27 protein-coding genes are annotated in these 26,661 nt (G+C 66.4%); 10 read left to right on the top strand and 17 right to left on the bottom strand.

What is annotated here, in order from left to right; all coding sequences use genetic code 11:
• The 11 genes from AC1RHV_RS14665 to AC1RHV_RS14615 form a co-directional block, all read right to left on the bottom strand.
• Window positions 1-630 (bottom strand): ANTAR domain-containing response regulator, encoded by a 630-nt coding sequence (locus AC1RHV_RS14665; RefSeq protein ID WP_054455204.1) that lies wholly within the window; start codon window positions 628-630, stop codon window positions 1-3.
• Window positions 630-1,784: a transporter substrate-binding domain-containing protein gene (locus AC1RHV_RS14660; RefSeq protein ID WP_054455892.1), complete on the bottom strand. Its 1,155-nt coding sequence runs from the start codon at window positions 1,782-1,784 to the stop codon at window positions 630-632. Before AC1RHV_RS14660 ends, AC1RHV_RS14665 begins: the two co-directional genes overlap by 1 nt.
• A 97-nt stretch (window positions 1,785-1,881) precedes the next feature.
• Window positions 1,882-3,861, bottom strand: a complete 1,980-nt coding sequence (locus AC1RHV_RS14655; RefSeq protein WP_492301175.1) for a nitric oxide reductase activation protein NorD — start codon at window positions 3,859-3,861, stop codon at window positions 1,882-1,884.
• A 2-nt stretch (window positions 3,862-3,863) separates the two neighbouring features.
• A complete protein-coding gene (locus AC1RHV_RS14650; RefSeq protein ID WP_054455209.1) occupies window positions 3,864-4,670 on the bottom strand; it encodes a CbbQ/NirQ/NorQ/GpvN family protein in 807 nt (268 codons plus the stop codon).
• Between the two features lie 69 nt (window positions 4,671-4,739).
• On the bottom strand, window positions 4,740-5,777 hold the full coding sequence (locus tag AC1RHV_RS14645) for an aliphatic amidase (RefSeq protein WP_054455211.1): 1,038 nt from the start codon (window positions 5,775-5,777) through the stop codon (window positions 4,740-4,742).
• A 25-nt stretch (window positions 5,778-5,802) separates the two neighbouring features.
• Window positions 5,803-6,492, bottom strand: a complete 690-nt coding sequence (gene urtE, locus AC1RHV_RS14640; protein WP_054455212.1) for an urea ABC transporter ATP-binding subunit UrtE — start codon at window positions 6,490-6,492, stop codon at window positions 5,803-5,805.
• A 14-nt stretch (window positions 6,493-6,506) separates the two neighbouring features.
• Entirely contained in the window at window positions 6,507-7,268 is a 762-nt protein-coding gene (gene urtD / locus AC1RHV_RS14635) for an urea ABC transporter ATP-binding protein UrtD (RefSeq protein WP_082401110.1), read from the bottom strand.
• A 32-nt stretch (window positions 7,269-7,300) separates the two neighbouring features.
• Window positions 7,301-8,347, bottom strand: a complete 1,047-nt coding sequence (urtC, locus tag AC1RHV_RS14630; protein WP_054455214.1) for an urea ABC transporter permease subunit UrtC — start codon at window positions 8,345-8,347, stop codon at window positions 7,301-7,303.
• A gap of 4 nt (window positions 8,348-8,351) precedes the next feature.
• Entirely contained in the window at window positions 8,352-9,254 is a 903-nt protein-coding gene (urtB, locus tag AC1RHV_RS14625) for an urea ABC transporter permease subunit UrtB (RefSeq protein WP_492301173.1), read from the bottom strand.
• Window positions 9,255-9,324: 70 nt separating this feature from the next.
• Complete coding sequence (gene urtA, locus AC1RHV_RS14620) at window positions 9,325-10,518, bottom strand: urea ABC transporter substrate-binding protein (RefSeq protein ID WP_175161221.1); 1,194 nt, start codon at window positions 10,516-10,518, stop codon at window positions 9,325-9,327.
• Window positions 10,519-10,873: 355 nt separating this feature from the next.
• A complete protein-coding gene (locus tag AC1RHV_RS14615) occupies window positions 10,874-11,797 on the bottom strand; it encodes a LysR family transcriptional regulator (RefSeq protein ID WP_125473357.1) in 924 nt (307 codons plus the stop codon).
• A 100-nt stretch (window positions 11,798-11,897) separates the two neighbouring features.
• On the opposite strand from AC1RHV_RS14615, the gene pcaD reads away from it, so the two are divergent.
• Entirely contained in the window at window positions 11,898-12,695 is a 798-nt protein-coding gene (pcaD, locus tag AC1RHV_RS14610) for a 3-oxoadipate enol-lactonase (RefSeq protein WP_054455222.1), read from the top strand.
• A 4-nt stretch (window positions 12,696-12,699) separates the two neighbouring features.
• On the opposite strand, the gene AC1RHV_RS14605 is transcribed toward pcaD, so the two are convergent.
• On the bottom strand, window positions 12,700-13,602 hold the full coding sequence (locus tag AC1RHV_RS14605) for an NAD(P)/FAD-dependent oxidoreductase (RefSeq protein ID WP_054455224.1): 903 nt from the start codon (window positions 13,600-13,602) through the stop codon (window positions 12,700-12,702).
• 124 nt (window positions 13,603-13,726) lie between these two features.
• On the opposite strand from AC1RHV_RS14605, the gene folB reads away from it, so the two are divergent.
• Together folB and ttcA are read left to right on the top strand one after the other, a co-directional pair.
• On the top strand, window positions 13,727-14,086 hold the full coding sequence (gene folB, locus AC1RHV_RS14600) for a dihydroneopterin aldolase (protein WP_492301170.1): 360 nt from the start codon (window positions 13,727-13,729) through the stop codon (window positions 14,084-14,086).
• A gap of 2 nt (window positions 14,087-14,088) precedes the next feature.
• Window positions 14,089-15,057: a tRNA 2-thiocytidine(32) synthetase TtcA gene (ttcA, locus tag AC1RHV_RS14595; RefSeq protein ID WP_054455226.1), complete on the top strand. Its 969-nt coding sequence runs from the start codon at window positions 14,089-14,091 to the stop codon at window positions 15,055-15,057.
• Window positions 15,058-15,120: 63 nt separating this feature from the next.
• Here the strand turns inward: ttcA and AC1RHV_RS14590 are convergent, their stop codons facing one another.
• The 5 genes from AC1RHV_RS14590 to apaG form a co-directional block, all read right to left on the bottom strand.
• Window positions 15,121-16,077, bottom strand: a complete 957-nt coding sequence (locus tag AC1RHV_RS14590; protein ID WP_175180403.1) for a D-2-hydroxyacid dehydrogenase family protein — start codon at window positions 16,075-16,077, stop codon at window positions 15,121-15,123.
• Between the two features lie 61 nt (window positions 16,078-16,138).
• Window positions 16,139-16,936 (bottom strand): DsbC family protein, encoded by a 798-nt coding sequence (locus AC1RHV_RS14585; RefSeq protein WP_125473353.1) that lies wholly within the window; start codon window positions 16,934-16,936, stop codon window positions 16,139-16,141.
• A gap of 142 nt (window positions 16,937-17,078) precedes the next feature.
• Complete coding sequence (locus AC1RHV_RS14580) at window positions 17,079-18,248, bottom strand: UbiH/UbiF family hydroxylase (RefSeq protein ID WP_054455232.1); 1,170 nt, start codon at window positions 18,246-18,248, stop codon at window positions 17,079-17,081.
• Window positions 18,245-19,546, bottom strand: a complete 1,302-nt coding sequence (gene mltA / locus AC1RHV_RS14575; RefSeq protein WP_492301168.1) for a murein transglycosylase A — start codon at window positions 19,544-19,546, stop codon at window positions 18,245-18,247. The genes AC1RHV_RS14580 and mltA overlap by 4 nt, the downstream gene beginning before the upstream one ends.
• Window positions 19,547-19,584: 38 nt before the next feature.
• Entirely contained in the window at window positions 19,585-19,959 is a 375-nt protein-coding gene (apaG, locus tag AC1RHV_RS14570; RefSeq protein WP_039882644.1) for a Co2+/Mg2+ efflux protein ApaG, read from the bottom strand.
• 129 nt (window positions 19,960-20,088) lie between these two features.
• Between apaG and rpe the strand changes: the two genes are divergently transcribed.
• From rpe to AC1RHV_RS14535, 7 genes are all read left to right on the top strand, one after another.
• On the top strand, window positions 20,089-20,817 hold the full coding sequence (gene rpe, locus AC1RHV_RS14565; RefSeq protein WP_054455236.1) for a ribulose-phosphate 3-epimerase: 729 nt from the start codon (window positions 20,089-20,091) through the stop codon (window positions 20,815-20,817).
• Window positions 20,818-20,832: 15 nt separating this feature from the next.
• A complete protein-coding gene (locus tag AC1RHV_RS14560) occupies window positions 20,833-21,540 on the top strand; it encodes a phosphoglycolate phosphatase (protein WP_492301167.1) in 708 nt (235 codons plus the stop codon).
• A gap of 258 nt (window positions 21,541-21,798) precedes the next feature.
• Window positions 21,799-23,319, top strand: coding sequence for an anthranilate synthase component I (gene trpE, locus AC1RHV_RS14555; RefSeq protein ID WP_054455241.1), 1,521 nt, complete (start codon window positions 21,799-21,801; stop codon window positions 23,317-23,319).
• Between the two features lie 56 nt (window positions 23,320-23,375).
• Window positions 23,376-23,942 (top strand): aminodeoxychorismate/anthranilate synthase component II, encoded by a 567-nt coding sequence (locus AC1RHV_RS14550; RefSeq protein WP_054455244.1) that lies wholly within the window; start codon window positions 23,376-23,378, stop codon window positions 23,940-23,942.
• A gap of 12 nt (window positions 23,943-23,954) precedes the next feature.
• Entirely contained in the window at window positions 23,955-24,986 is a 1,032-nt protein-coding gene (gene trpD / locus AC1RHV_RS14545; RefSeq protein WP_054455246.1) for an anthranilate phosphoribosyltransferase, read from the top strand.
• Window positions 24,983-25,771 carry an indole-3-glycerol phosphate synthase TrpC gene (gene trpC, locus AC1RHV_RS14540; RefSeq protein ID WP_054455247.1) on the top strand — a complete coding sequence of 263 codons (789 nt, stop codon included), beginning with the start codon at window positions 24,983-24,985 and terminating at the stop codon, window positions 25,769-25,771. The genes trpD and trpC overlap by 4 nt, the downstream gene beginning before the upstream one ends.
• Before the next feature lie 19 nt (window positions 25,772-25,790).
• Window positions 25,791-26,654 carry a LysR family transcriptional regulator gene (locus AC1RHV_RS14535; protein ID WP_054455250.1) on the top strand — a complete coding sequence of 288 codons (864 nt, stop codon included), beginning with the start codon at window positions 25,791-25,793 and terminating at the stop codon, window positions 26,652-26,654.
• The last annotated feature ends 7 nt before the right edge of the window (window positions 26,655-26,661 follow it).

Raw genomic sequence — 26,661 nt, 5'->3', positions numbered from 1 at the left:
CTACTTGCCCAGCGAAAGGATTTCGTTGGCGTTGACGATGGCGCCCGCGATCTCTTCGGTGGTGACGCGCTTGTTCATGGCCTGCTCGCGGATCAGGTCGTAGGCCTGGTCCTCGGTGACGTTGCGCGTGCGCATGAGGATGCTCTTGGCTTCCGCGATGCGGCGCACGCCCAGGAGTTTTCCCTCCAGCTTGCGCAGGCGCCGGGCATGCGACTTGATGTCGTCGTAGACCTGGCGCGCCACCACCAATGAAGACAACAGGCCGAACGAGCGCACGGGCGAAGGCAGCACTGCTTTCGCGCCGATGCGCAGCACGGCCTCGACGATGGTCGGATTCTCGTAGGTGACGATGGCGATGACCATGGGCGCGTCTTCGCTCTTGGCCCATTCGAAGCCCAGGTCGATCACATCTGGCCGCACGGCCAGGAACACCGCGTCCAGCCCTTCGGGCAACGTGGGCGCCGGAGGCCAGAAGGTCTGCACCTGACAGCCGATCCGTTGCAGCTGCTGCGTCAGTTGGCGGCCGTCGGCGTCGTCGGGATGATAGACGGCGATCCGCAGCGTACGCAGGTCCTTGAGCAGGGATGGCGTCGCGCGCTCCGCGCGCTGGCGGCTGGCGGTATCGCCCATCAGATATCCAGCGAACTCAGGGTGGCCGTCCAGTCGCCCAACGAATGGGTGACCAGGTACGGATCGGGATGCACGGGCCGCGTGGCCTCGCGCACGATGGTGAACTGGCCCTTGCCGTTGACCCGGCCGACGCGCGGATACAGGCAGGTGTGGTGGTTGGTGGGGTCGATGCGCACGCGGCCCTGGGGCGCCTGGAATTCGCTTTGCAGCACGCGCGGCAGGATCTGCGCGATCTCGTCGGTGCCGGTGTCGCGGAAAGCGTTGGCGAAGATGTGCATCTGGAAGTACGCCGCTTCCCAGCAGAGATTGGGCACGCAGTCATGCCCGAAGCGCCGCCGCAATCGTTCCAGGCAGCGCCGGTTGATGTCGGAATCGATGGATTGGAAATACGGCGCGGAAGTGAAGTGGCCGGCGGCGACCTCGGGCTCCATCTGGGAGATCTCCGCTTCGGAGGTCGTCAGGCTGGCGATGGGCATGGTCTTCGGATCGAAGCCCGCGTCCGCGTAGGCGCGGTACAGGCAGGCCGTGGAATTGCCCACCACCGTGGAGAAAATGAAGTCCGGACGCTTGTTGCGGATGTCGTCCAGGATCTCCCGGTAGTCGCGTTCCGTCGCGGTCAAAGGCACATAGCGTTCGCCCAGCTTGGCGCTGTCCTGCCGCTGCAGCACGAGTTCGCCCATGATGCGGTTGGACTCGTAGGGATAGATGTAGTCCGAACCAATCAGGTAGACCCGCGCGCCGAAGTTGGCGGTCATGAATTCGGCCAGTTGCACGCTGTTCTGGTTGGGCGCGGCGCCGGTGTAGATGATGTTGTTCGAAAACTCGAACCCTTCGTACAGCGTCGGGTAGAACAGCAGGCGGTTCCATTTCTCGACCACCGGCAGCACGGCCTTGCGGCTGCTGGACATGTAGCAGCCGAATATGACGTTGACGCGGTCTTGCGTGATGAGTCTTTCAGCCAGCACGCTGTAGGTGGCGGGGTCCGATCTCGGGTCGTAGCGCACCGGCACGATCTCGCGGCCGTCGACCCCGCCCGCCTCGTTGATCTCGTCGATGGCCAGCAAGGTGCCATGCAGCTGGGACCGGCCTATGGTCGATGTGGCACCTGTTTCGGAAAACAGCACGCCTACGCGGATAGGATCTTTGTTTGCCATGATCGGGAGGCCCGCTGGCGCGGACATCCATCCTTTGTCGAGTTCATCAGTTTCAGCACAGCCGCAGCCGCCGTCAACACGTGGATTCCTGGGGTGGTCATGGCGCGGTCCTGGCATAGGCGCGAACCAGCGCCTGCGGCAATGCCGCCGGGTTCGTCACGATCCGGTAACCGCGAAAGCCGAACATCGCGCGCAACTGCGGTTCGGCCTGCGCGTCCAACGCGACGCAATGCACGCTGACGCCTCGCCCGCGCAGTTCCAGCACCGCCTCGCGCGCATCGTCCACCAAATAGCGCGGGTCGTGCACATCGACATCGGAGGGTTCGCCGTCGGTGACGACGATGATGGCGCGCCGCTCTCCCGGCGCCTGCAGCGCCAGCGCGCCGGCATGCCGCAGCGCCGCGCCCAGGCGCGTTGAATAACGGGCCTGGGCGCCGCCTATGCGGCCCAACGCCGCCGCGACCGGGGCGCCGGATTCAAGCAGGCGGTAGTAGTACACCGCCGCCCGCGTGTCCGAACAAAAGCCGTGCACGGCGATCAGGTCGCCTTCGCCTGATGTGGCCTGCGCCAGCAGCATCGCCGCCCGCTTCTCCAATTCCAGCACTGTCGCCCCTGCGTCGGACGCCAGGTCGTTGGCCGAGGCCGACAGGTCCAGCAGCACCAGCGTGCTGCTGGCGCAGGGCTGGCTGCCCGGGCGCATGAAGAAGCGGGCGTCGGGCGCCAGGTCCAGGCGCCGGTCGATCAGGACCTCGATCGCGGCGTTCAGGTCGATGTCATCGCCCTCCCATTGGCGCCTCAGACGGCGCGCGCGGCTCAGGCGGCGCGACTGCGGCAGGGCCAGGCGCTGCGCGGGTCCGGCGAGCGCGGGCGGCGGCATGCCGGTCCAACCCGGCAGCTTCTCGATCACGGTGCACCAGTCCGGCCGGCTTCGGTCCAGCTTGTAGTCCCATTCGGGATAACGGTAGCGTCCCAGTTCCGTTTCGCTGGCCGCTCGCGCGGGCTGCTCCTGGCCTTGCGGCGCGGCGTCGCGCCGCTCGGGCGCCACACCCTGCGACCCCAGGGTCAGCTCAGGCGGCGGCTCTGCCGCGTCGCCGTAGTCCCACAGATAGGCGTTGTCGTCGCGGTAGGGCACGGGTACGGCGTACTGCTGTGGATTGAAGCGCACCCGCATCTGGCCCAGGTCATTCGCCAGCACCGACGCCAGGCGACGGAAGGCCGCCGTGTCACGCAGGTCGGCGGCCTGCGCCTCGAATAACGTGCGCGCCTTGTTCACCCAATGGTTGTCGTCGTGCAGCGACGGATCCATCAACAGCCGGCTCATGCGCTGGATCAGGGCCGCGAATCCCAAGTCCGCCGGATCGGGCGGCGGCGGCACGAAGGACAGGAACCAGCGCCGCACGCCGGGATAGTCGGCCGCCAGCAGCCGCTCCACCCGCGCATCCTCGATGGCGGATACCACCGCCACGCCCATGGGCTTGAGGCTCAGTACCGGCTGCGCCACTGGCGAGTAACGCAGATGGGCGGCCGCATGCGCCACCGCCGCGCGGTACAGCGCCCAGCGGTCGGCGCCGTCCAGCACGGTGTAGCTGTCCGGCACCAGCAGGTGCGAGGGCGCGAGGATGGGGCGCGACGGCGGGCCATCCAGCGCCGGACGCCGCAAGGCTTCGACCGTCATGCCCCTGCCCGACAGGCCGCACAAGAGCCACGCCAGCCTGGCCTGCGCGGCTTCCAGTTCCGGCGCGCCTGCTTCGCCGTTCAAGGCCTCGCGGGCGTAGGCGTCGCGCAGTTGGAAATATGCGCGCAGAGGACCGGGCTGGCGCTCGTAGCGCCGCAGGCCCGCCAGCATCCAGCGCCCCAGCCCGCCGGCCGTCAACTTCGCCATCAACTGGTCGAACCGCTCTGCCACCGCGGCGGCGCAATCGGGGTCTTCGCCGTGCAGCGCGTCGATCCAGCGCCGCGCTTGGACCGCCTGGTCCTCGCCGCTGCGCGCAGCCAGCCGGCGCAGCTTGTCATCCAGCGTCCCGGCCAGGCCTGCGCCGGCGCCAGCCCCTTCCCCCGCGGACAGGACGGCTCGCATGTTCATTCCAGGTTCGCGTCGACCAGCGCCCGCAGCGCCGCGGCCATGTCGGGGTCGTCGGTCAGCGCGCGGGTCATGGTCATGTCGCAACTTTCGGCAGGACTGACGCCGTCGCGGATGAGGATGCCCGCGTAGATCAGCATACGGGTGGACACGCCCTCGTCCAACCCATGGCGCTTGAGTTCGCGCGAACTGTGCGCGATGCGCACCAGTCGCTGCGCCAAGCCGGTGTCTATGCCGGCCTCGTGCGCCACGATCTCCGCTTCGCGCCCGGGCTCCGGATAGTCGAAATCCAGCGCCACGAAGCGCTGCCGGGTAGAGGGCTTGAGATCCTTGGCGCTGCTCTGGTAGCCGGGGTTGTAGGACACCACCAGTTGGAAGTCGGGATGGGCCCGCACCACCTCGCCCTTCTTGTCCAGGGGCAGGATGCGCCTCGCGTCGGTCAGCGGATGGATGACCACCGTAGTGTCCTGGCGCGCTTCGACGATCTCGTCCAGGTAGCAGATGCCGCCATGGCGCACGGCCTGCGTCAGCGGGCCGTCGTGCCATGCGGTGCCGTCAGCGTCCAGCAGGTAGCGGCCCACCAAGTCGGAAGCCGTCATGTCCTCGTTGCACGCCAGCGTGACCAGCGGGCGTCCCAGCTTCCAGGCCATGTACTCCACGAAGCGCGTCTTGCCGCAACCGGTGGGGCCCTTCAGGATCATGGGCAGCCGGTGCGCGTACGCATGTTCGTACAGCGCGGTTTCCCGCCCGGAGGGACGGTAGAAGGGTTCTTGCGCAATCCGGTAGGTTTCGAGCGGAGACGGCACGATTCATGTCCTCGGGAATCGTCCGTCCGGCGCGGCGGGCCGGACGGACCGGATGGTCGGCAGGCACGCCTAGCGGTGCTTGGCGTCCTCGTTGGGGATGCCGTCCATGGGGCACTCCGGCGTACCCACGGTGGACCGCGTGAAGGATTCGACCATCTTGCGCGTGCCCTCCGGATCGTTGATCCAGTTGGCGTAGAAGTTGTACGGGCATGCCGCGACGCCGGTGGCCTCTTCGCCGGAATTGATCTTGCCGGTGTAGCCGCGGTGCACCAGCTTGAACAAGTGGTTCTGCGACTGCATGTTCTTGCGCGCGTCGCGGATCAGGCTGGTGGAGAGCTCGGCGTACTGCACGCCCATGTCTTCTTCACCGCATTCGCCCAGCGTGCGGCCGTCGAAGCCGATGATGGCCGAATGGCCGAAGTAGGAATACACGCCGTCGAAGCCCGCGGCATTGGCCACCGCCACGTAGACGTTGTTCATCCACGCCATGGCCTTGGACACCATGACCTGCTGGTCCTTGGCCGGGTACATGTATCCCTGGCAACGCACGATCAGCTCGGCGCCGCGCATGGCGCAATCGCGCCAGATCTCGGGGTAATTGCCGTCGTCGCAGATGATGAGGCTGATCTTCAGTCCCTTGGGGCCTTCCGACACATAGGTGCAATCGCCCGGATACCAGCCTTCGATCGGCACCCAGGGCATGATCTTGCGGTACTTCTGCACGATCTCGCCCTTGTTGTTCATCAGGATGAGCGTGTTGTACGGCGCCTTGTTCGGGTGCTCTTCGTGGCGCTCGCCCGTCAGCGAAAACACGCCCCATACGTTGGCCTTGCGGCAGGCGTCGGCGAACACAGCGGTCTCTTCGCCCGGAATGGCCGAAGCGGTTTCGTACATTTCCTTGGCGTCGTACATGATGCCGTGGGTGGAGTACTCGGGGAAGATGACCAGGTCCATGCCGGGCAGGCCGCGCTTCATGCCCACGACCATGTCGGCGATCTTGCGGGCGTTCTCCATCACCTCCGCGCGGGTATGCAGCCGCGGCATCTTGTAGTTCACGACGGCCACGCCCACGCAATCGTTGCTGCTGGAGATATCTCCGTGTCTCATGACAATGCTCCTCGGTGGTTGACGGTCATACCGTCAGGAAAGATCTGACTTTGTCCTGGTCCAGGCTCTCGCGGCAGGCCTCGTGCACGATGCGGCCCCGGTCTATCACCAGGAAGCGGTCGGCCAGGTCCAGCGCGAAGCTCAGCATCTGTTCCGACACGACGATGGCGAAGCCGCGCTCCTCGCGCAGCGCGTTCAGGATCCGTGCGATGTCCTTGATGATGGAGGGCTGGATGCCTTCGGTGGGCTCGTCCAGGATCAGCACGCGCGGATCGGAAATCAGCGCGCGGGCGATCGCCAGTTGCTGCTGCTGCCCGCCGGACAGGTTGCCGCCCTTGCGCCGGCGCATCTCGTGCAGCACCGGGAAAAAGCGGTACAGGTATTCCGGCACGGCCTTCAGGCCGCTGCGCTCCGCGCCGGTCAGGATGTTCTGCTCCACGGTCAGGAAGGGAAAGATCATCCTGCCTTGCGGCACGAAGGCCAACCCGTTGCGCACGCGCTGGTAGCTCTCCATGCCGGCCAGCTCCACGCCGTCCAGCCGGATGCTGCCCGAGCCCGACCGCAGCATGCCGATCAGCGCCTTGAGCAAGGTGGTCTTGCCCATGCCATTGCGGCCCATGATGGCCACGGATTCCCGGGGCGCAACTTCGAAGCACACATCGTGGACGACGTGCGATTCGCCGTAACTCACGTTCAACCTGTCGATCCGGAACATGGCGCGTCCTCCTCTCAATGGCCCAGGTACACGTCCAGCACACGCGGGTCGGCCTGCACTTCGCCCACCGTGCCTTCGCTCAGCAAACGTCCCTGGTGCAACACCGTGACCTTGTGCGCGATGCGCTTGACGAAATCCATGTCGTGCTCGATGACCACCATCGACTTGCCGCGCGAGATGCGCGCCAGGAGCTCGGCCGTCTGTTCGCGTTCGCGCGGACTCATGCCGGCCACGGGTTCATCCAGCAACAGCAGCTGCGGGTTCTGCATCAGCAGCATGCCGATCTCCAGCCATTGCTTCTGTCCATGGCTCAGGCGGCCAGCCTTCTCCGCCAGGCGGTCCTGCAGGAAAACCTGCGCGGCCATGTCCTGGATGCGCTCGCGGATTTCCGCCGTGCGCCGGAACCGCAGCGAGCGGACCACCCCGTGCGCGTTCGGCAGCGAGATCTCGAAGTTCTCCAGCACCGTCAGGTCTTCATAAACCGACGGCGTCTGGAACTTGCGCCCGACGCCGGCCCGCACGATATCGAATTCCGCCATGCGCACCAGATCGCGGCCCTGGAACATAACGCGGCCCGCCGATGGCCGGGTCTTGCCGCAGATGATGTCCAGCAGCGTGGTCTTGCCCGCGCCATTCGGGCCGATGATGACGCGCAGCTCATCCTGCGCCACGCGCAGGCTCAGGCCGTCCACTGCGCGAAAGCCATCGAACGAGACCGTCAGGTCCTCGACGCTCAGGATGGCGCCGGGCGCCGGGCGGTCGCTGCTCATTTCCATGCTGGCGGGCTCCTGCAGGTCCAGGGTGGCACTCATCGCGTGCTCCCCGCGGCGCGGCGCGCCTGAATCTGGCCGAACACGCCGGCCAGGCCGTTGGGCATGACCACGACGACCGCGATGAAGATGGCCCCCAGGAAATACAGCCAGACTTCCGGAAACGTCTCTGACAGGTAGGACTTGAGAAAGCCGATCAGCAAGGCCCCGACCACGGCCCCGGGAATCGACAGCCGGCCGCCGACGGCCGCATAGATCACCATCTCGATCGACGCCACCACGCCAATGGCGCCCGGAGAGATCAGGCCTACCTGCAGGGTGAAGAACGCGCCGCCGATGGAGGACAGGACCGCCGCCACGCAAAAGATGCAGGCCTTTACGTGCGCGGTGTCGTAACCCGAGAACCGCACGCGATCTTCGCGGTCTCGGATGGCGATCAGGATCTTGCCCAGCCGGCTGCGCACGATGGCCAGCGCCGCCAGCATCGCCACGACCAGTGCGCCGGCTTCGATGAAGTACAGCGCCTGCTTGCCTTCGTCGCCGACGATGTCCCAGCCCAGCAGCGTGCGGAAGTCGGTAATGCCGTTGGCGCCGCCCGTGTCCCCCTGCTGGCCGATGATGAGCACGGTCAGCGTCATCGCCAGGGCCAGGGTCACGATGGCGAAATACACGCCGCTGACCCGCTTGCGGAAGATCGCCAACGAAAACAGGTACGCGGCCAGTCCCGGCAGGACCACGATCAGCAGCAGCGTCAAAGTCAGCGAGTGGAACGGTTGCCACCAGACAGGCAGGCTCTCCACGCTGCTCCACACCATGAAGTCGGGCAGCTCCGGCGCGGACGCCTCCAGCTTCAGGAACATGGCCATCATGTACCCGCCCAGCCCAAAGAAAATGCCTTGCCCCAGGCTCAGCACGCCGCTATAGCCCCAGGTCAGCACGATGCCTATCGCCACGAAGGCGAACGCCATGTACTTGCCGACCAGGTTCAGCCGGAACGGATCCAGCGACAGGGGCAGGACGGCCAGGATCAGCGCCGCGACCAGCAGGATCGCGATCTCTTCGGTTTTCCGGTGCAGGGTCTTCATCGCATCACCCCCGAGTCTTGTTGGCGAACAGCCCGTTCGGGCGGAAATAGAGGACCAGGATCACCAGGACGAGGATCGTGACCTTGGCCATCGAACCGCTCATCAGGTACTCCAGCGTGGTCTGCGACTGTGCGATCGCAAGGCCGGAGAACGCCGTCCCCAGCAAGCTCTGCACGCCGCCGAACACCACAACGATGAATGAATCCACGATGTAGAGCTGGCCCGTGCCGGGGTTGGTCGATCCGATCATGGTGAAGACGCAGCCCGCGATGCCCGCCAGGCCGGAGCCCAGCGCGAAGGTCAGCGCATCCACGCGCCGCGTGTTGATGCCGACGGCGCCCGCCATCGCGCGATTCTGGGTGACGGCGCGCACGCGCAGTCCCCAAGCGCTGCGGTAAAGCAGCAGATACACGCCCACCGCCACCAGCAGCGTCAGGCCCAGGATGAAGATGCGATTCAGCGGGAACTGCAGGTCGGGCGTGGGCTCCCACGCGCCGCTGAGCCAGGAGGCCAGCGGCACGCTGACCTCCTGCGCGCCGAACAGCGAGCGATAGGCCTGCTGCAGGATCAGGCTCAGGCCCCAGGTCGCCAGCAGCGTGTCCAGCGGACGGTTGTAGAACCAGCGGATGAAGCCGCGCTCCAGCACATAGCCGAATGCGAAGGTGACCAGAAACGCCAACGGAATCGCCGCGAACAGGTAGACGCCCATCCAGCCTGGTGCCCAATGCTGGAACGCCACCGAGACCAGATAGGTCGTGTAGGCGCCCATGGCCATCAGCTCGCCGTGCGCCATGTTGATGACGCCCATCAGGCCGAACACAACGGCCAGGCCGATCGCCATCAGCAGAAGGATGCTGAACAGGCTGATCCCGTTGAATAGCTGCATTGCCGCGATGTCGATATTCATGGTCACGTTCCTGGCTGCGCCGGCGGCAAGGCCGCCGGCCAAGGGCTTGCGCGCGTCCCGCAAGCGCGGGCTACAGCTTCGGGAAGGGATTGGGCTCGATCAGGTCGGCCGATTCCCAGACGATGTCGAACTGCCCGTCCGGCCTCGCCTTACCCACCCGAACCTTCTTCCAGACGTGATGGTTGGTCTCGTGCACGCGCACGGTCCCCTCCGGCGCCTGGAGCGTCAGCCCGGCGGACGCCGCGATCACCTTGTCGGGATCGAACGAACCGGCCTTCTCCACGCCGAGCTTCCACAGGTACACGCTGTTGTAGGCAACCTCCATCGGGTCGCCGATTACGCGGTCCTGGCCGTACTTGGCCTTGAAGGCCTTGACGAATTTTTCGTTGGCCGGATTCTGCAGGCTCTGGAAGTAACCCATGCAGGCGTAGTAGCCCGCCGCGTTGTCCTTGCCGATGCCTTCGATCTCGTTTTCGGACACCACGGTGGACAGCAGCACGACGCGCGTGCCGTCCAGGCCGGCCGCGCGCAGCTGCTTGTAGAACGCCACGTTCGAGCCGCCCACCACGGTGCTGTAGATGCACTCGGGCTTGGCGGCCTTGATCTTGTTGATGATGGAAGAGAACTCGGTGTGGCCCAGCGGCGCGTACTCCTCGCCCACCACCTTGGCATTCATGCGGGCGATGGCCGGCTTGGCGATCTTGTTGCAGGTGCGCGGATAGATGTAGTCGGAGCCGACCAGGAAAAAGGTCTTGCCCTTCTCCCGCGCCATCCACTCCACCGCCGCGATCACGGACTGCGTGGCTTCCTGCGACGGATAGAACACCCGCGCGTCCTGTTCCTGGCCTTCGTAATAGGTGGGGTAGTAGAGCAAGCCTTTGCTGCGCGCGAGCACCGGCAACAGCGCCTTGCGCGAAGCCGAGGTATAGCAGCCCACGATGGCGGCCACCTTGTCGCGGTCGAGCAGCTTGCGCGCCTTCTCGGCAAACACGGCATTCTCGCTCGCGCCGTCTTCTACCACGGGCTCGATCTTGCGCCCCATCACGCCGCCCGAGGCGTTGATCTCTTCGATCGCCAGCTTCTCCGCGTCCACCAACGACGCCTCGGCGATGGCGATGGTGCCGGACAGCGAGTGCAGCAGGCCCAGTTTGACTGTGTCTTGGGCATAGGCCTGGCGGGGCAAGGCTGCCATCCCCGACGCGGCGCTCAGTAGGACCATGGAGCCGCTGTGCTGCAGAAAGCGGCGGCGGTTGTATACGCTCATCGTTGCGCTCCTGTGCGTTTCTGAAGGCAAGCCTCCGGCTGGGGCTTGCACGCAAGCCCTGAACTGCCCGGGATTGGGCAGGCGCCTTTGCCCACCACATCACGACGACTGCCGTCCGCCCGCTGCCTGCCACGTTTCTTCAGGCAAAGCTGCGCCCACGGCGCAGCGAAACGCCATTCGAAGAAAAGCGATGGACAAACGGAAAACGAAAAGGCCCGAGCCGGAAATTCCGGCTCGGGCCTTTTTGCCCTACGCCTGACTGGCAACACTGGCAGTCGGCGAAAATTTGAAGACGAACGTGCGTCTGGAAGGCATTCTGAAGAAGCGTGTGGCGCTATGCCATGCGTATTTTCCCTTAGCGGCTGCGGCTCGCTGCCAAGGCGCGGCGCAAGGCTGGCGCGGCATTCTGCAGGTAGCGCCACAAGCGGTTCGAGACCGGGCCCTGCGCGCGGTCCGTGCGCCGCGCCGCGACCAGTTCTTCGACGCTGCCCGGCAGATGGCGGTTGGCAATCGAGATCAGGCGACCGTCGCGCAGTTCCTCATCGACGAGAAAGCGCGGCATGTGGCCCCAGCCCATGCCTTGCAGGATGATTTCCTTCTTCATCAGCTGGTCCGCCACCGTGCACTGGCGCGCGCCTTCCACGGTGAAGTAATCCTGCGGCGGCGTATGCCTGGCGGTGTCGCGCATGACGCATTGCGTGTAGTCGCGCATCAGCGCGGGCTTGATAGCACGCGGCACGGGCTCACGCAGAAAGCCGGGCGCCACCACGGGCACGAAAGGCACCTTGGCCAGGTCGACCCATTCAATGCGGGCATCGTTCTTGTCGACGCGATGCAGGATGAGGTCGGCCTCGCCGTCGTAAAGGCGTTCCAGCGGCCCGGACACGGCCTCGAAGTGCAGGTCCAGGCGCGTGGCCTGACAGTCGGCGAAAAAGCGGCTCAAGAGACCCAGCACATAAGGGCGCGGACAGAAGTCGCCGATCACGATGCGCAGTTCGGTTTCCTCGCCCATGGCCAGTTGCTCGGCGTGCGCGCGCAAGGCGGTCAGCTCGCGCAGCAGCGATTGCGCGCGCGCATGGAACGACTGCCCCGCGGCCGTCAGGCTCACGCGGTAGCCGCTGCGGTCCAGCAAGGCCAGACCCAGCTGCCGCTCCAGCTTGGCCACGGCGGCGAACACCGCCGGGTGCGAGCGGTGCAGCGTTGCCGCGGCCGCCTGGAAGCCGCCGTCGCGCGCCACCGCGTCGAAGCATTGAAGATCGTGCAGCGTGAATTCGCTCATGTCTGTTTTTCCGACAATGATTGTGCGAACTTTGTAATTTTTTCTTTAACGACGCGCAACTACGATTTGCCTCACACCCATCACCCAGAGGCGAATCATCATGCAAGACATCTCCCACTACACCGCCGGCGACGGCGCCCGCATCGCCTACCGCTACGATGGCCGCGCGGACCTGCCCACCCTGGTGCTGGCGAACTCCATCGGCACCACCCTGCACATGTGGGACGCGCAGATTCCCGCGCTGACCCGCCACTTCCGCGTGCTGCGCTACGACTACCGCGGCCATGGCGCGTCCAGCGTGCCGCAAGGCCCCTACTCTCTGGACCGCCTGGGCCGCGACGTGCTGGAGCTGATGGACGGGCTGGGCGTCGAGCACGCGCATTTCCTGGGCTTGTCGCTGGGCGGCATCGTCGGACTATGGCTGGGCGTGCACGCGCCGCAGCGCATCGACCGCCTGGTCCTCAGCAATACCTCGGCTTATCTGGGACCGGCGCCGCAATGGGACGAGCGCATCGCCGCCACGCTACAGGCAGAGAACATGTCGGAAACGGCCGAGACCTTCCTGAAGAACTGGTTTCCCGCGGCCTGGCTGCAGCAGAGCAATCCCGCCGTCGAACCGTTCCGCGCCATGCTGCTGGACACCGACAAGCATGGCCTGGCGGGCGCATTCGCCGCGGTGCGGGACTTCGACCTGCGCCGCACCATGGCGCTGATCCCCAATCCGACGCTGGTCATCGCCGGCCAGCACGACACGGTCACCGCGGCCAGCCACGGCGAGCAGATCGCCGCAACCATCCCCGGCGCCAGGCTGCTGACGCTGCCGGCCGTGCATTTGGCGAACATCGAACTGCCCCAGGCCTTCGAGGCCGCGGTGCTGGAGTTCCTGCTCGAAGGCTGAATAGCTAGTCCGCGCCGCGCTCCCAACGGCGCTGGATGGCCTTGGCCGCGACCACGCCGTCGGCCATGGAGGTCACCACGCAGGGATGCATGCGGTGCGCCACCTCGCCCACGGCGTAGATGTCGGGCACGCTGGTCTCGGCGGTGGCGAAGTCCGTGCGGATGTAGCCGCGCTCGTCGCGGGCCAGGTGCAGGCTGTCGGCAAAGCCGGCCTGAGGCTCCCAGCCGTAGAAGACCAGGATCAGGTCGTACTGCTTGCCGTCCACGCTGCGGGTGGCGGGGTCCACCTTGTATGGGCCGATATGCACGCCTTCGCGGCCGGCGCGCGTCACCCATTGCTGTTGGGCGCGGACGCTGCGGGCATAGAGATGCACGCTGCGGGCGCCGCGGTTGCGCACGTAAACGTAGTTTTCGAAGGCGTTGTCGCCCCCGCCCAGCACCGCCACCGACAGGCCCGAATAGTCCTGCGCCACGATGGGCGAGCCCGGGCCGATCAGCACGCCGGGCCAGGATGCGCCCGGCGGGTGGTCCGGCAGCCCCTTGGCGCGCACGCCCGAGGCGATCACCAGGGTGCGCCCGCGCACCAGGGATTCGGCGCCGTCTGCGTCTGCCAGCGTCGCCTCGATGCCGCCTTTGCAGGGACGCACCCCGGTTACGCGGGTTTCCAGGCGCAGCGGCACGCCGGCCGCGCGCACGCTGGCGTCGATGTTGGCGGCCACCTGCTGTCCGGTCACGCCCGGCAGCACGGCGATCCAGTCGTCGGCGAAGGGATTGTCATTGCCCAACCCGCCCAGCCGGGGGCCAGCCTCGACCAATAGCGGGGACAGGCCCAGGCGCGCCAACCACAGGGCGCAGGAAGCGCCGGCCGGGCCGCCGCCTACAATGACCGAATCGTGCATCTGTTGCATTTCACCCCTTATTGACTGCGCCGGCGCCTCACGGACGCCCGGACATGGCCGGATTGTAGCCAGCGCGCCGCCCCCGTTCCGCTGTCGCCTTACAATTCCGGGCTACCCCACCCAGGTTTTCATCATGCCTACACGCCGCATCATTCTTTCCGGGCTTGCGCTCGACGCCCGCATCGGCATCCTCGAGCACGAGCGCCGCGCCACCCAGCCCCTGCATGTCGACGCCGACTTCGACGTGGACATCCAGCGCTCGGTCGACGACCACGACATCCACAGCGTGCTGGACTACCGCCGGCTGCGCGAGGCCATCGTGGAAGAATGCACGCAGGCGCACGTGAACCTGATCGAAACCCTGTCGGAGCAGGTCGCGGCGCGCCTGCTGGCCGACTTCCAGGAAATCCGCACGCTGCGCCTGCGCATCAGCAAGCCCATGGCCTTTTCCGACTGCGCGGCGGTAGGCGTGGAAATCCAGATCACGCGTTGACCATGAACGATATCGCTACCCCTGAGGTGCGCTTTCGCACCGAGGCCGAAGAAAAGGCCCGCCACGAAGGCAACAAGCTGACCAAGCGCCTGGCCCGCGAAACCACGCGCGCCCTGTCCGACTACAACATGATCGAAGCAGGCGACCGCGTCATGGTCTGCCTGTCGGGCGGCAAGGATTCCTACGCGCTCCTGGACATCCTGCTGCAGCTGCAGAAGCGCGCCCCCTTCAAGTTCGAGCTGATCGCGGTCAACCTGGACCAGAAGCAGCCAGGCTTTCCCGACCACATCCTGCCGCAGTACCTGACGGAACTGGGCGTGCCCTTCCACATCGAGACGCAGGATACGTATTCCATCGTCACGCGCGTGCTGGAAGAGGGCAAGACCATGTGCTCGCTCTGTTCGCGCCTGCGTCGCGGCATCCTGTACCGCGTCGCCTCTGAACTGGGCGCGACCAAGATCGCGCTGGGCCATCACCGCGACGACATCCTGGGCACGTTCTTCCTGAACCTGTTCTACGGCGGCAAGGCCAAGGGCATGCCGCCCAAGCTGGTGTCCGACGACGGCCGCCACACGGTGATCCGCCCCCTGGCCTATGTGCCGGAAACCGACCTGATCGCCTACGCGGAGCTCAAGCAGTTCCCCATCATTCCCTGCAATCTCTGCGGTTCGCAAGAGAACCTGAAGCGCAAGGAAGTGGGCCGCATGATCAAGGAATGGGACAAGCAGCATCCGGGCCGCTCGTGGAACGTGTTCAACGCGCTGTCGCGCGTGGTGCCTTCGCACTTGATGGACCGCGACCTGTTCGACTTCGTGGGTTTGAAGCCTACTGGCCAGCCGGACGCCAATGGCGACACGGCGTTCGACGCCGAGGATCCGCAGGAAGATGCTGGCGAAGCCTGTGGCGATACGCCGCAAGCGCTGGAGCCCGGCGCCATTGTCGAAAAGAAGGTGACGTTCACGCGCAGCTGAAAACTGCGCGCAGAAATGAAAAAGGCTGCCCTGCGCAGCCTTTTTCATTTGCAGGCGCTACGCCTACGCGTTCAGCACGCGGATGGGCTTGCCGGCTTTCCACGCCTTCACCGCTTCCAGCGCATTCTGATAGAAGGCTTCGAAGTTCTCGCGGCTGACGTAGCCCAGGTGCGGCGTCAGGATCACGTTGTCCAGGTCCCGCACGGAATCCGTGGGCGACAGCGGCTCTTCGGGATAGACGTCCAGGCCGGCGCCGGCGATGCGGAACTTCACCAGCGCGTCCATCAAGGCTTCCTGGTCCACCAGGCCGGCGCGCGAAGTGTTGACCAGGTACGCGGTCGGTTTCATCGCGGCCAGCGCGGCCGCGTCGACCACATGGCGGCTGCGCTCGGACAGGATCAGATGCAGGCTGACCACGTCGGACGTGGCGAAGAGTTCGTGCTTGTCCACCCGCTTCACGCCCGCCGCCTCGGCGCGCTCGTCGGTCAGGTTGGGGCTCCAGGCCACCACGTCCATGCCGAAGGCCAGGCCTGCCTTGGCGACCGCCGCGCCCAGCTTGCCCAGGCCCAGCACGCCCAGGCGCTTGCCTGCCAATGGTTCAGGCATGGCCGTCTGCCACATGCCGCGGCGCATGGCCGCGTCTTCGGCCGGCAGGTGCTTGAACAGGCCCAGGATGTGCGCCCAGGCCAGTTCGGCCGTGGCGGTGTTGGCGTCGGCGCTGCCGGGCGCGCCGCAGACGATGATGCCCTGCTCGGCGCAGGCCCGCATGTCGATGGCGTTGTTGCGCATGCCGGTGGTGACCAGCAGGCGCAGGTTCGGCAGGGCGCGGATCCGCTCCGCGGGGAACGGCGTGCGCTCGCGCATGGCGACAATCACGTCGTAGGGTTCAAGCGTGGGCTCGACCTGTTCTTCGGGAATGAAGTTATTGAAGATCTGCACCTCGGCGTCACCGCCCAGCGAGGTCCAATCCGCATAGCGCTTGGCTACGTCGTGGTAATCGTCGAGTATTGCGATTTTCAAAAGCTGTCTCCGGGGGCTTGGCGCCTGTGGCGCCAGCCTCCCGGCCGGCGCCGCGCGCCGGTCAGTTCAAACGGGCTTTGAATTGCTCCAGCGGCAAGGCGCCGCTGACGCGCGAGCCGTCTGCAAAGAACGTGGTCGGCGTGCCGCGCACCATCAGCTTCTGGCCCAAGGCCAGCAGCTTGTCCTCGGGCACGTCGCAATTGGCGGTGGCGGGCTTCTTGCCGCGCAGCATCCAGTCATCCCAGGTGGCGCCCGGGTCCTTCGAGCACCACACATCGCGCACCTTGTCCTTGGAATCGGGCGACAGGATGGGATAGAGGAAGGTGTAGACGGTGATGTTGTCGACGTTTTCCAGCGTCTTGCGCAATTGCTTGCAGTAGCCGCAGTTGGGGTCTTCGAAGATAGCGACCTTGCGCGAACCGTCGCCCTTGACCTGCTTGATGGCGAGATCCAGCGGCAACTGGTCGAACGACACGGCGCTCAGGCGTTCCTGCGTTTCGCGGGTGACGTCGCGACGCGTCATGGCGTCGATCAGCGGACCTTCCATGACCCAGGTCACTTTTTCATCCGTGTAGATGAGGTCCATGCCCAGCTGCACTTCGAACAGGCCGTAGGGCGTGCGGCGCACGGCCGTGACGTCCATGCCGTCGAAACGCTGGCGGAAACGCTCCTTGACCGCGTCCGCCACGGGATCGGCCGGCGCCACCTGGGTGGTGGAGTAGCTCTTGTCGCCCTTGGCGGGCTGCCCCACGGACTGGGTGGAGACAGACTTGTCGCCCTGGGCCGCCGCGCCGGCGGACATGCCCAGGCCCGCGGCCAGGAAACAAGCCGCCAAGGTGGCGGATATGCGGAAATTCATCGGTACTCCTGTACTCATCTATCGTGTTCTTGTGCGGAAAGGGTAACCGATCCGCGCCTGGGCGAATCCGGTCTGCGGGCAGGCGCCCCCTAAGGATCAGACAATCCGCCCGCGGGCGAGGTTCCGCGGGACGGATCCGGCCCTAGTTGGCCGAGGCCCCGGTTATCAGGCGGCGCTTGATCAAAGGCGCCCGCTCTACCCAGTGCATGCCGGCATTGCGCAGCCAGACCAGCGGCGTCGCCCGCGACGCGAACAGCTTGTGCAAGCCGTCAGTGGCCAGGCGCATAGCCAGCACCGGCTCGGCGCGCGCGCGCTGGTAGCGGTGCAGCACGCGCAGGTCGCCCGCCGAGCGATAGGCTTCGCGGCCCGCGACCACGCGGGCCAGCGCCTCGACGTCGCCCAGGCCCAGGTTCAGCCCCTGGCCCGCCAGCGGGTGCAGGCGGTGGGCCGCGTCGCCCGCCAGCGCGATACCCGGCGCAACCATCTGGGCGCGCTCCAGCGTCAAGGGAAAGCCATGCAGCTTGCTGCGGACCTTCAGCGCGCCCAGGCGGCCTTCGGCGGCGTCGGCCAGCAGGGTTTCGAGGCGAGCGGCCTGCTCCTCGGGCGGCAGGGCCAGCAGTGCCTGGGCCAGCTCGGTGCGCATGGACCAGACCATGGAAACCTGCGGACCGGCAGAGGTATCGGGCAGCGGCAGCAGGGCCAGCACGCCGTCGTCTCGGAACCACTGGAAAGCGGTGCCCTGGTGCGGACGCTCAGCGTCCAGGTGCACCACCAGGCCCGTGTCGTCGTAGGACACGGATTCATGCTTCAGGCCGGCGGCCTCGCGCAGCGGCGACGCCGCGCCATCGGCGCCCACGAACAGCTCGGCCTCGATGCGCGCGCCGCTTTCGGTGTCGATGGCGCCGTCGCGGTAACCCGTGCAGCGGTCCTCCAGCCACGGGATGCCGAACATGCGGACCGCCTGGATCAGCACGCGCTCGATTTCGCCGGACTCGACGATCCAGGCCAGCTGCGGCAGCGCCGCCTGCCAGGCGCTCAGGTTCACCTGGCCGTCGGCGTCGCCGTGGATTTCCATGGCGTTGACCGGCGTCAGCCGGGACGCGGGCATGGCGTCCCACACGCCGAGCTCGGCCAGGAAACGCTGGCTGGCGGGCGAAATGGCGTAGACGCGCGGGTGGTAGCGGTCGGGATCGGCCGGCGGCACGCTGGCGCGCGGCGCCAGCACGGCCACGCGCTGGCCGCGGCGGGCCAGCGCCAGGGCAGTGGACAGGCCGACGATGCCGGCCCCGCAAACGACGATCTGATGGCTCATCTTGCGCTCGGCTCCCCAGCCTGTTTCGGCCACAGCACCCACATCTGGCCGCGTTGCTTCATGCGGCCGGCCTGCTGGCCGGCGTCGTCGCCGTAGCCCCAATAGAAGTCGGCGCGCGCGGCGCCGCGGATGGCCGTGCCCGTGTCCTGGGCCAGCACCAGGCGCTGCAGCGGCCGGTCGGACGCCGGATAGGTCGTGGCCAGGAACACCGGCGTGCCCAGCGGCACGAAACCCGCGTCGACCGCGATCGAACGCATGGGGGCCAGCGGCACCGCGTAGGCGCCCTTGGGACCTTGTTCCGGATCGACCACCGCCTCTTCGCGGAAGAACACCACCGCCGGGTTGGCGTTGAGCATTTCCGGCACGCGCTTGGGATTGCGCTGGGCCCAGGCGCGGATGTTCTGCATGGAAGCCTGGTCGGCCGACAACTCGCCGCGGTCGATCAGCCAGCGGCCGATGGAGGCGTAAGGCTGGCCGTTGTGGTCGGCATAGGCCACGCGGATGGTCTTGCCGGAATCGGGACCGTCGGTCAGCTGCACGCGGCCCGAGCCCTGCACCTGCAGGAAGAAGTTGTCGACGGGGTCATCCACCCACACCAGCACAGGCGGACGGCGGCCGGAGGACTCGATGGCGGCGCGCGAGTCATAAGGCACCACCCGCTTGCCGTCCAGCTTGCCGCGCACGCGCTTGCCCGCCAGTTCCGGATAGATCGAGCCCAGGTCGATGGTCAGCAGGTCCGCGGGCACGGTGTACAGCGGCCACTGATGGCTGCCGCCCTGGCGGCGCGAGCCGCGCACCAGGGGCTCGTAATAGCCTGTCACGGTGTTGGTGGCCGGCTTGCCGTCGGCGGCGATCAGACGCCAGGGCTGCAGATAGGTCTGCAGGAAGCGGCGCACGCCCTCGCCATCGCCCGCGGCAGGCGCGCGGGACGGATCCGCGGCGGCCGCGCAGACCGGCTGCCAGGCCCGCGGCGTGGCGCGCGCGGGCGCGGCCAGGTTGCCGCTGGTCGGCCGCATCAGGCCGCGGCAATTGCGCAGGAACAGAGGCCAGAAGCGCGACAGGTCATCGTTGGTCCAGCCGGGCATCTCGGCCCAGTTGGCCGCCTTGTACTTGCCAGCCAGCGCGCGCGGCGGAGTATCGGGCAAGGACGCCAGCGACGGCACCACCAGCGGGCCGTCGGCCGCGGGCGCGGACGGGCCGGGGATGCCGGCCGAACCGGAGTCGGGAGGAATGTCAGAGGGGGTGGAACATGCCGCCAGCAATACGGACAGCACGGACAGACTGAGAATGCGCTTCATGAGCAAATGAAAAAACGTGCGACGGATGGCCGGGCCATTCAATGCAGGGTACGCGGCATGGCCAGGACGAATTCGGAGATCGGCACTTCGAACGGTATGCCGTTCTCGCCGACGCAGTGGTAGGTGCCGCGCATCGTGCCCACCGGCGTGGGCAGGGGACAGCCGCTGGTGTACTCGAAGGTTTCGCCGGGCGCGAGCAAGGGCTGCTGGCCCACGATGCCCAGCCCGCGCACTTCCTGCACGCGCTGGTTGCCATCGGTGATGATCCAGTGGCGGCTGATCACCTGGGCGGGATGCTCGCCGGTATTGGTGATGCGGACGGTATAGGCGAACACGAACTGCTGTTCGCCAGGATCGGACTGTTCAGGCACGAAGCGCGGAGAGACAGAGACGCTCAGGTCGTAAGGTTTCACAGTCCTTCCCTGTGTGGTGCTGGCGGGCGGCCGTGGTACGGCGCCGGACGCTGGAAAAGACGCGGTTCCCGGACCCGCCGGGCCGGGCCATTCCCGGTACCGCGCCTCAAACTGCAATAATGGCACATTATGCCCTCCCCGATCCCGAACATCATGTCTACCCAACAGGCTTCCACCCGCATCACCCCCAGCATCCTGTCGGCCGACTTCGCCCGCCTGGGCGAGGAAGTCCGCAACGTCGTCGCCGCCGGCGCCGACTGGATCCACGTGGACGTGATGGACAACCACTATGTCCCCAATCTGACCATCGGCCCGATGGTGTGCGCGGCCATCCGCCCCCACGTCCAGGTGCCGATCGACGTGCACCTGATGGTGGAACCGGTGGACGACCTGGTGCCGATGTTCGCCAAGGCCGGCGCCGACTACATCAGCTTCCACCCGGACGCCAGCCGCCACGTGGACCGCACGCTGTCGCTGATCCGCGAAAACGGCTGTAAGGCCGGCCTGGTGTTCAACCCCGCCACCCCGCTGTCCTACCTGGACTACGTGATGGACAAGATCGACCTGATCCTGATCATGTCGGTGAATCCGGGCTTCGGCGGCCAGAGCTTCATCCCCGGCGCGCTGACCAAGCTGCGCGAGGCGCGCGCGCGCATCGACGCCTGGACGCAGGCCGGCGGCCAGGAAATCGTGCTGCAGGTCGACGGCGGCGTGAAGATCGACAACATCGCTGAAATCCGCCGCGCCGGCGCCGATACCTTCGTGGCCGGCTCCGCCATCTTCGGCAAGCCGGACTATGCCGGCATTATCAAGTCCATGCGCGAACAGATCGCCATCGGCGAAACCACCGCCATCTAAGCTCCGGGAACCGACATGACCGCTTTTCGCGCCGCGCTGCTGGACCTGGACGGCACCCTGCTGGATTCGATTCCCGACCTGGCCTTCGCCGCCAACGCCATGCGCGTGGAGCTGGGCATGTCGCCGCTGCGCAAAGACGTGGTGGCCACCTTCGTGGGCAAGGGCGTGGACAACCTGGTGCGCCGCAGCCTGGCCGGCAGCCTGGACGCGGCCGACCCCACCGCCGCCGAGTTCGATGTCGCCCGCGCCGCCTTCTATCGCCATTACCACCTGTCCAATGGCGAAAAAGCGCAGATCTACCCTGGCGTCATCGACGGCCTGAAGCTCATGCGCGAGCAAGGGCTGAAGCTGGCCGTCGTCACCAACAAGCCCACCGAATTCACCCTGCCGCTGCTGCAACGCACGGGCCTGGCGGGCTTTTTCGATGCCGTGGTCTGCGGCGACACCTGCGAGCGCCGCAAGCCCGATCCGGATCAGGTGGTGCATGCCTGCGACCTGCTCGGCGTCGCTCCGCACGAAGCCGTGACCATCGGCGATTCCGTCAATGACGCGCAGGCGGGCCGCAGCGCCGGCACCCAGGTCCTGGTCGTGCCTTACGGTTACAACGAAGGCCGGGACGTGCGCGAGCTGGATGTCGATGGTATAGTTGACACGCTAGTCGCCGCCGCCCAGTGGGTCGCGCTCTGGAATCAAAACCAGAACGCGGCAAAAACAGGCTCCTGAACAACGGCGGCTCACCGCGAATTCAATACTGAACAAAGCTCAATGAACGTTTCCATCCAGAACCAAATGCTCGGCGCCTCGTGGCGCTGGTGGCGTTTGTCTTCCGGGTGGCGATGATCCCTCCCGGCCCTGGACGCGTATGCCGCCTAGTGCCGTAGCTGTGTAAACACAGAACCAAGCCCGGAACCAGTAACCTGGACCGGGCTTTTTTGTTGCGCGCCTGGTCCGATAGCAGATAAATCGCTCACGAGACCCGACATGACCGAAATCGAATTCAAGGCCCTCGCCGCACAAGGCTACAACCGCATCCCGCTGGTCGCCGAAACCTATGCCGACCTGGACACCCCGCTGGGCATCTACCTGAAGCTGGCGCACGCCGGCCCCCAGGGCGGGCGCATGACCTGCCTGATGGAGTCGGTGGTGGGCGGCGAACGCTTCGGCCGTTATTCCTTCATCGGCCTGCCGGCCCGCACGGTGATCCGCGCCAGCGGCACCCGCACCGAGGTGCTGCACGACGGCAAGGTCGCCGAAACCCATGACGGCGATCCGCTGGCCTTCATCGAGCAATACCAGAGCCGCTTCAAGGTCGCCCTGCGTCCCGGCATGCCGCGCTTCTGCGGCGGCCTGGCGGGCTACTTCGGCTACGACACCGTGCGCCACATCGAGCCCTGCCTGGGCCCGGCGGTCAAGCCGTTCCCCGCCGGCATGGAAGGCGGCACGCCCGACCTGATGCTGATGCACGTGGACGAGCTGGTCATCGTCGACAACCTGGCCGGCCGCATCTACCTGATGGTCTACGCGGACCCGGGCCAGCCCGAGGCCTACAGCCGCGCCCAGCAGCGCCTGCACGACCTGCGCGCCCGACTGCGACGCCCGGTGGAAATTCCCTACAGCCACGCCAGCATGCAGACCGAAGAGCGGCGCGACTTCAAGAAGGAAGACTATCTGGCGGCCGTGCACCGCGCCAAGGAACACATCGCCGCCGGCGACCTGATGCAAGTGCAGATTGGCCAGGTCATCGCCAAGCCCTTCCGCGATTCCCCCCTCTCCCTCTACCGCGCCCTGCGGTCGCTCAATCCCTCCCCCTACATGTACTTCTGGAACTTCGGCGACTTCCAGGTGGTCGGCGCGTCGCCGGAAATCCTGGTGCGCCAGGAACGCGTGGTGGAAAACGGCGAACCCAAGTCGCAGATCACGATCCGTCCCCTGGCCGGCACCCGCAAGCGCGGCGGCACGCCCGAGGAGGACGCTGCCCTGGCCGCCGAACTGAAGGCCGATCCCAAGGAAGTGGCCGAACACGTGATGCTGATCGACCTGGCGCGCAACGACGTGGGCCGCGTGGCCCAGGTGGGCTCGGTCAAGGTCAGCGACACCATGGTGATCGAACGCTATTCGCACGTGATGCACCTGGTGTCCAACGTCACCGGCACGCTGAACCCGGGCATGAGCAGCATGGACGTGCTGCGCGCGTCCTTCCCCGCAGGCACCCTGACCGGCGCTCCCAAGGTCGAGGCCATGAAGATCATCGACGAACTGGAACCCGTGCGCCGCGGCATCTACGGCGGCGCGGCCGGCTACCTGAGCTACGGCGGCGAAATGGACGTGGCCATCGCCATCCGCACCGGCGTCATCAAGGACGGCACGCTGTACGTGCAGGCCGCCGCCGGCATCGTGGCCGATTCCAACCCCGAAGCCGAATGGGCCGAAACCGAAGCCAAGGCCCGCGCGGTGCTGCGCGCAGCCGAACAGGTGCAGCACGGCCTGGACGAGCCCATCTGAGGCCCCCGCCCCACCGGACATATCCGGGCCGCCGGGCGGCCCCACAGGAGAATTAAATGCTGTTGATGATCGACAACTACGACTCTTTCACCTACAACCTGGTGCAATACTTCGGTGAACTGGGCGAAGACGTGCGCGTGGCGCGCAACGACCAGATCACGCTGGAAGAGATCGCCGCCATGAACCCGGACCGCATCTGCGTGTCGCCCGGCCCCTGCTCGCCGGCCGAGGCAGGCATCTCGGTGCCCGTGATCCAGGCCTTCGCGGGCAAGAAGCCCATCCTGGGCGTGTGCCTGGGCCATCAGGCCATCGGCGCGGCCTACGGCGGCGATATCGTGCGCGCGCAGCAGATCATGCACGGCAAGACCGTGCAGATCTCGCATACCGGCACGGACATCTTCACCGGTCTGCCCACCCCGTACACCGTGATCCGTTACAACTCGCTGACCATAGACCCCGCCACCCTGCCCGACTGCCTGGCCGTGACGGCGACCGCGCCGGACGGCGACATCATGGGCGTGCGCCACAAGACCCTGCCGCTATACGGAGTACAGTTCCATCCCGAGTCGGTGCTCAGCGAGCACGGCCATGCCCTGCTCCGCAATTTCCTGAACCTCGCCTAAGAAGGACGCATCGTGACTATTTCCCCCGCCGAAGCGCTGACGCGCTGCATTGAACACCGCGAAATCTTCCACGACGAAATGCTGCATCTCATGCGCATGCTGATGCGCGGCGAAATGTCGCCGCAGATCGCAAGCGCCTTGCTGATGGGCCTGCGCGTGAAGAAAGAGACCATAGGCGAAATCACCGCCGCCGCGCAGGTCATGCGCGAATTCGCCACGCCCGTGGTCACGCCCAACCCCGCCGACCTGCTGGACATGTGCGGCACCGGCGGCGACGGCAGCCATACCTTCAACATTTCCACCACCGCCATGTTCGTGGCGGCGGCGGCCGGCGTGCCGATCGCCAAGCACGGCAACCGCAGCGCCTCGTCGTCCAGCGGCAGCGCCGACGTGCTGGAAGCCCTGGGCGCCAACCTGGTGCTGACGCCCGAACAGGTGGCCGAGTGCATCCAGGCCACCGGCATCGGCTTCATGTTCGCGCCCGCCCACCATGGCGCCATGAAGAACGTGGCCGCCGTGCGCAAGGAACTGGCCGTGCGCACCATTTTCAACATCCTGGGCCCGCTGACCAATCCGGCCGGCGCCGCCAACCAGTTGATGGGCGTGTTCCACCCCGACCTGGTCGGCATCCAGGTGCGCGTGCTGGAACGCCTGGGTTCGCGCCACGTGCTGGTGGTGCACGGCAAGGACGGCATGGACGAGGCCTCGCTGGGCGGCGCCACCCTGGTCGGGGAACTCAAGGACGGAAAGGTCCTCGAATATGAGATCCATCCCGAGGACTACGGGCTATCCATGATGTCCAACCGCAGCATCAAGGTGTCCAATCGCGAACAATCGCGCGAGCTTGTCATCGAGGCGCTCGAAAATGTCGAGGGCACCGCCCGCGACATCGTCGCGCTCAATGCGGGACTCGCCATTTATGCTGGCAATAAGGCCGATTCCATTCCCGAGGCATTGGCTCTAGCATTTGAACTTATCTCCACCGGCGCGGCGCGAGCCAAGCTGGAAGAATTCTGCGCATATACCCGGAAATTCCTGAAATGAACGATATTCTCGCGAAGATCCTCGCCGTCAAGGCCGAGGAAGTCGCCGCCGCTCGCCAGATGCGCAGCGAAGCCGAAGTCCTGCGCGAAGCGCAGGCGCGGCAGGACGTGCGTGGCTTTGCCCAAGCCATCGAAGACAAGATCTCGCAAGGCAAGCCCGGCGTCATCGCCGAAATCAAGAAGGCCTCGCCGTCCAAGGGCGTGCTGCGCGACCCTTTCAATCCCCCGGAAATCGCCGCCACCTATGCGGTGCACGGCGCGGCCTGCCTGTCGGTGCTGACCGACGTGCAGTTCTTCCAGGGCTCCCACGACCATCTGCGCCAGGCGCGCGCGGCCTGCTCGCTGCCGGTGCTGCGCAAGGACTTCGTGATCGATCCCTACCAGATCATCGCCGCGCGCGCCATGGGCGCGGACTGCGTGCTGCTGATCGTGGCCGCGCTCAGCCCGGCGCAACTGCGCGACTATGAAACGCTGGCGATGGAACTGGGCATGGACGTGCTCGTGGAAGTGCACGACGCCAAGGAACTGGACGTCGCGCTGACCATGAAGACGCCGCTGCTCGGCATCAACAACCGCAACCTGCGCACCTTCGAGACCAGCCTGTCGAACACCCTGGACCTGCTGCCCCGGATTCCCGCGGGCAAGCGCGTCGTGACCGAAAGCGGCATCCTCAAGCCGGAAGACGTGCAGCTGATGCGCCAGCACAAGGTCGACGCCTTCCTGGTGGGCGAAGCCTTCATGCGCGCCAAGGATCCGGGCGCGGAACTTGCGCGCCTGATGGGCTGACCCGCCGGCCCGGGAGCCCATGGACACCACCTTCCTGCTCAATTTCATCCAGGTCATCGAGCAGGGTTCGATCGCCGAGGTTGCGCGCAAGAACGGCCTGACACCGGCGGCGGTCAATCAGCGCATCAAGAAGGTCGAGGACGAACTGGGTTTCAAGCTGGTGGTGCGTTCCGGCCGCACCGTCAAACCCACGGTCGAAGGCGCGCAGATCCTGGCGCAGGCCAAGCACGTCATGGAAGAGGTGCGCAACCTGAAGGCCGCGTCCCAGGGGCCGGTGGTGTTCGGCCACCTGACCCTGGGCGCGTTCGATTCGGCCATGACCACGCTGATGCCCACGCTGCTGGCGCGTCTCATCGACCGGCATCCCAATCTCGAAATCAGCCTGGTCAAGGGCTATTCCGTCAATCTCTACAGCAAGATCTGCGACGGAGAGATGGACGCGGCACTGATACTGCAGCCGCAGTTCCAGATGCCCAAGAACCTGGAATGGCGCCGGGTGCGTGACGAGCCGCTGGTGGTGCTGGCGCCGGCCTCGCTCGCCGAGACCGACCCGCACCAGCTGCTGCGCGCCAATCCGCTGATCTGCTATGACCGCAAGCTGTGGGGCGGGCAGCTCGCCGCCAACTACTTCCGCCAGCACAGCATACGGCCCAAGATACGCATCGAAACCGCTTCCATCGAGGTCATCGCGCTGCTGGTAGGCCAGGGACTGGGCGTGTCCCTGGTGCCGGACGGCGCAGGCGAACTGCGCCCGGACTCCGGGCTGCGCAAGATCCCCCTGCCGGACGACGAGCACTTCCGCAGCGTCGGCCTGCTATGGAACCGGCAATCGGTCCGCGCCGCCCTGATCGAGGAAATCTACGAGATCGCGCGGGCCGCCTGAGGCGGGG

Source organism: Achromobacter sp. GW823-FHT04E03, from assembly GCF_058796095.1.
Note: the sequence above shows the minus strand (reverse complement) of the source record. Positions and strands in the feature narration are given on the sequence as shown.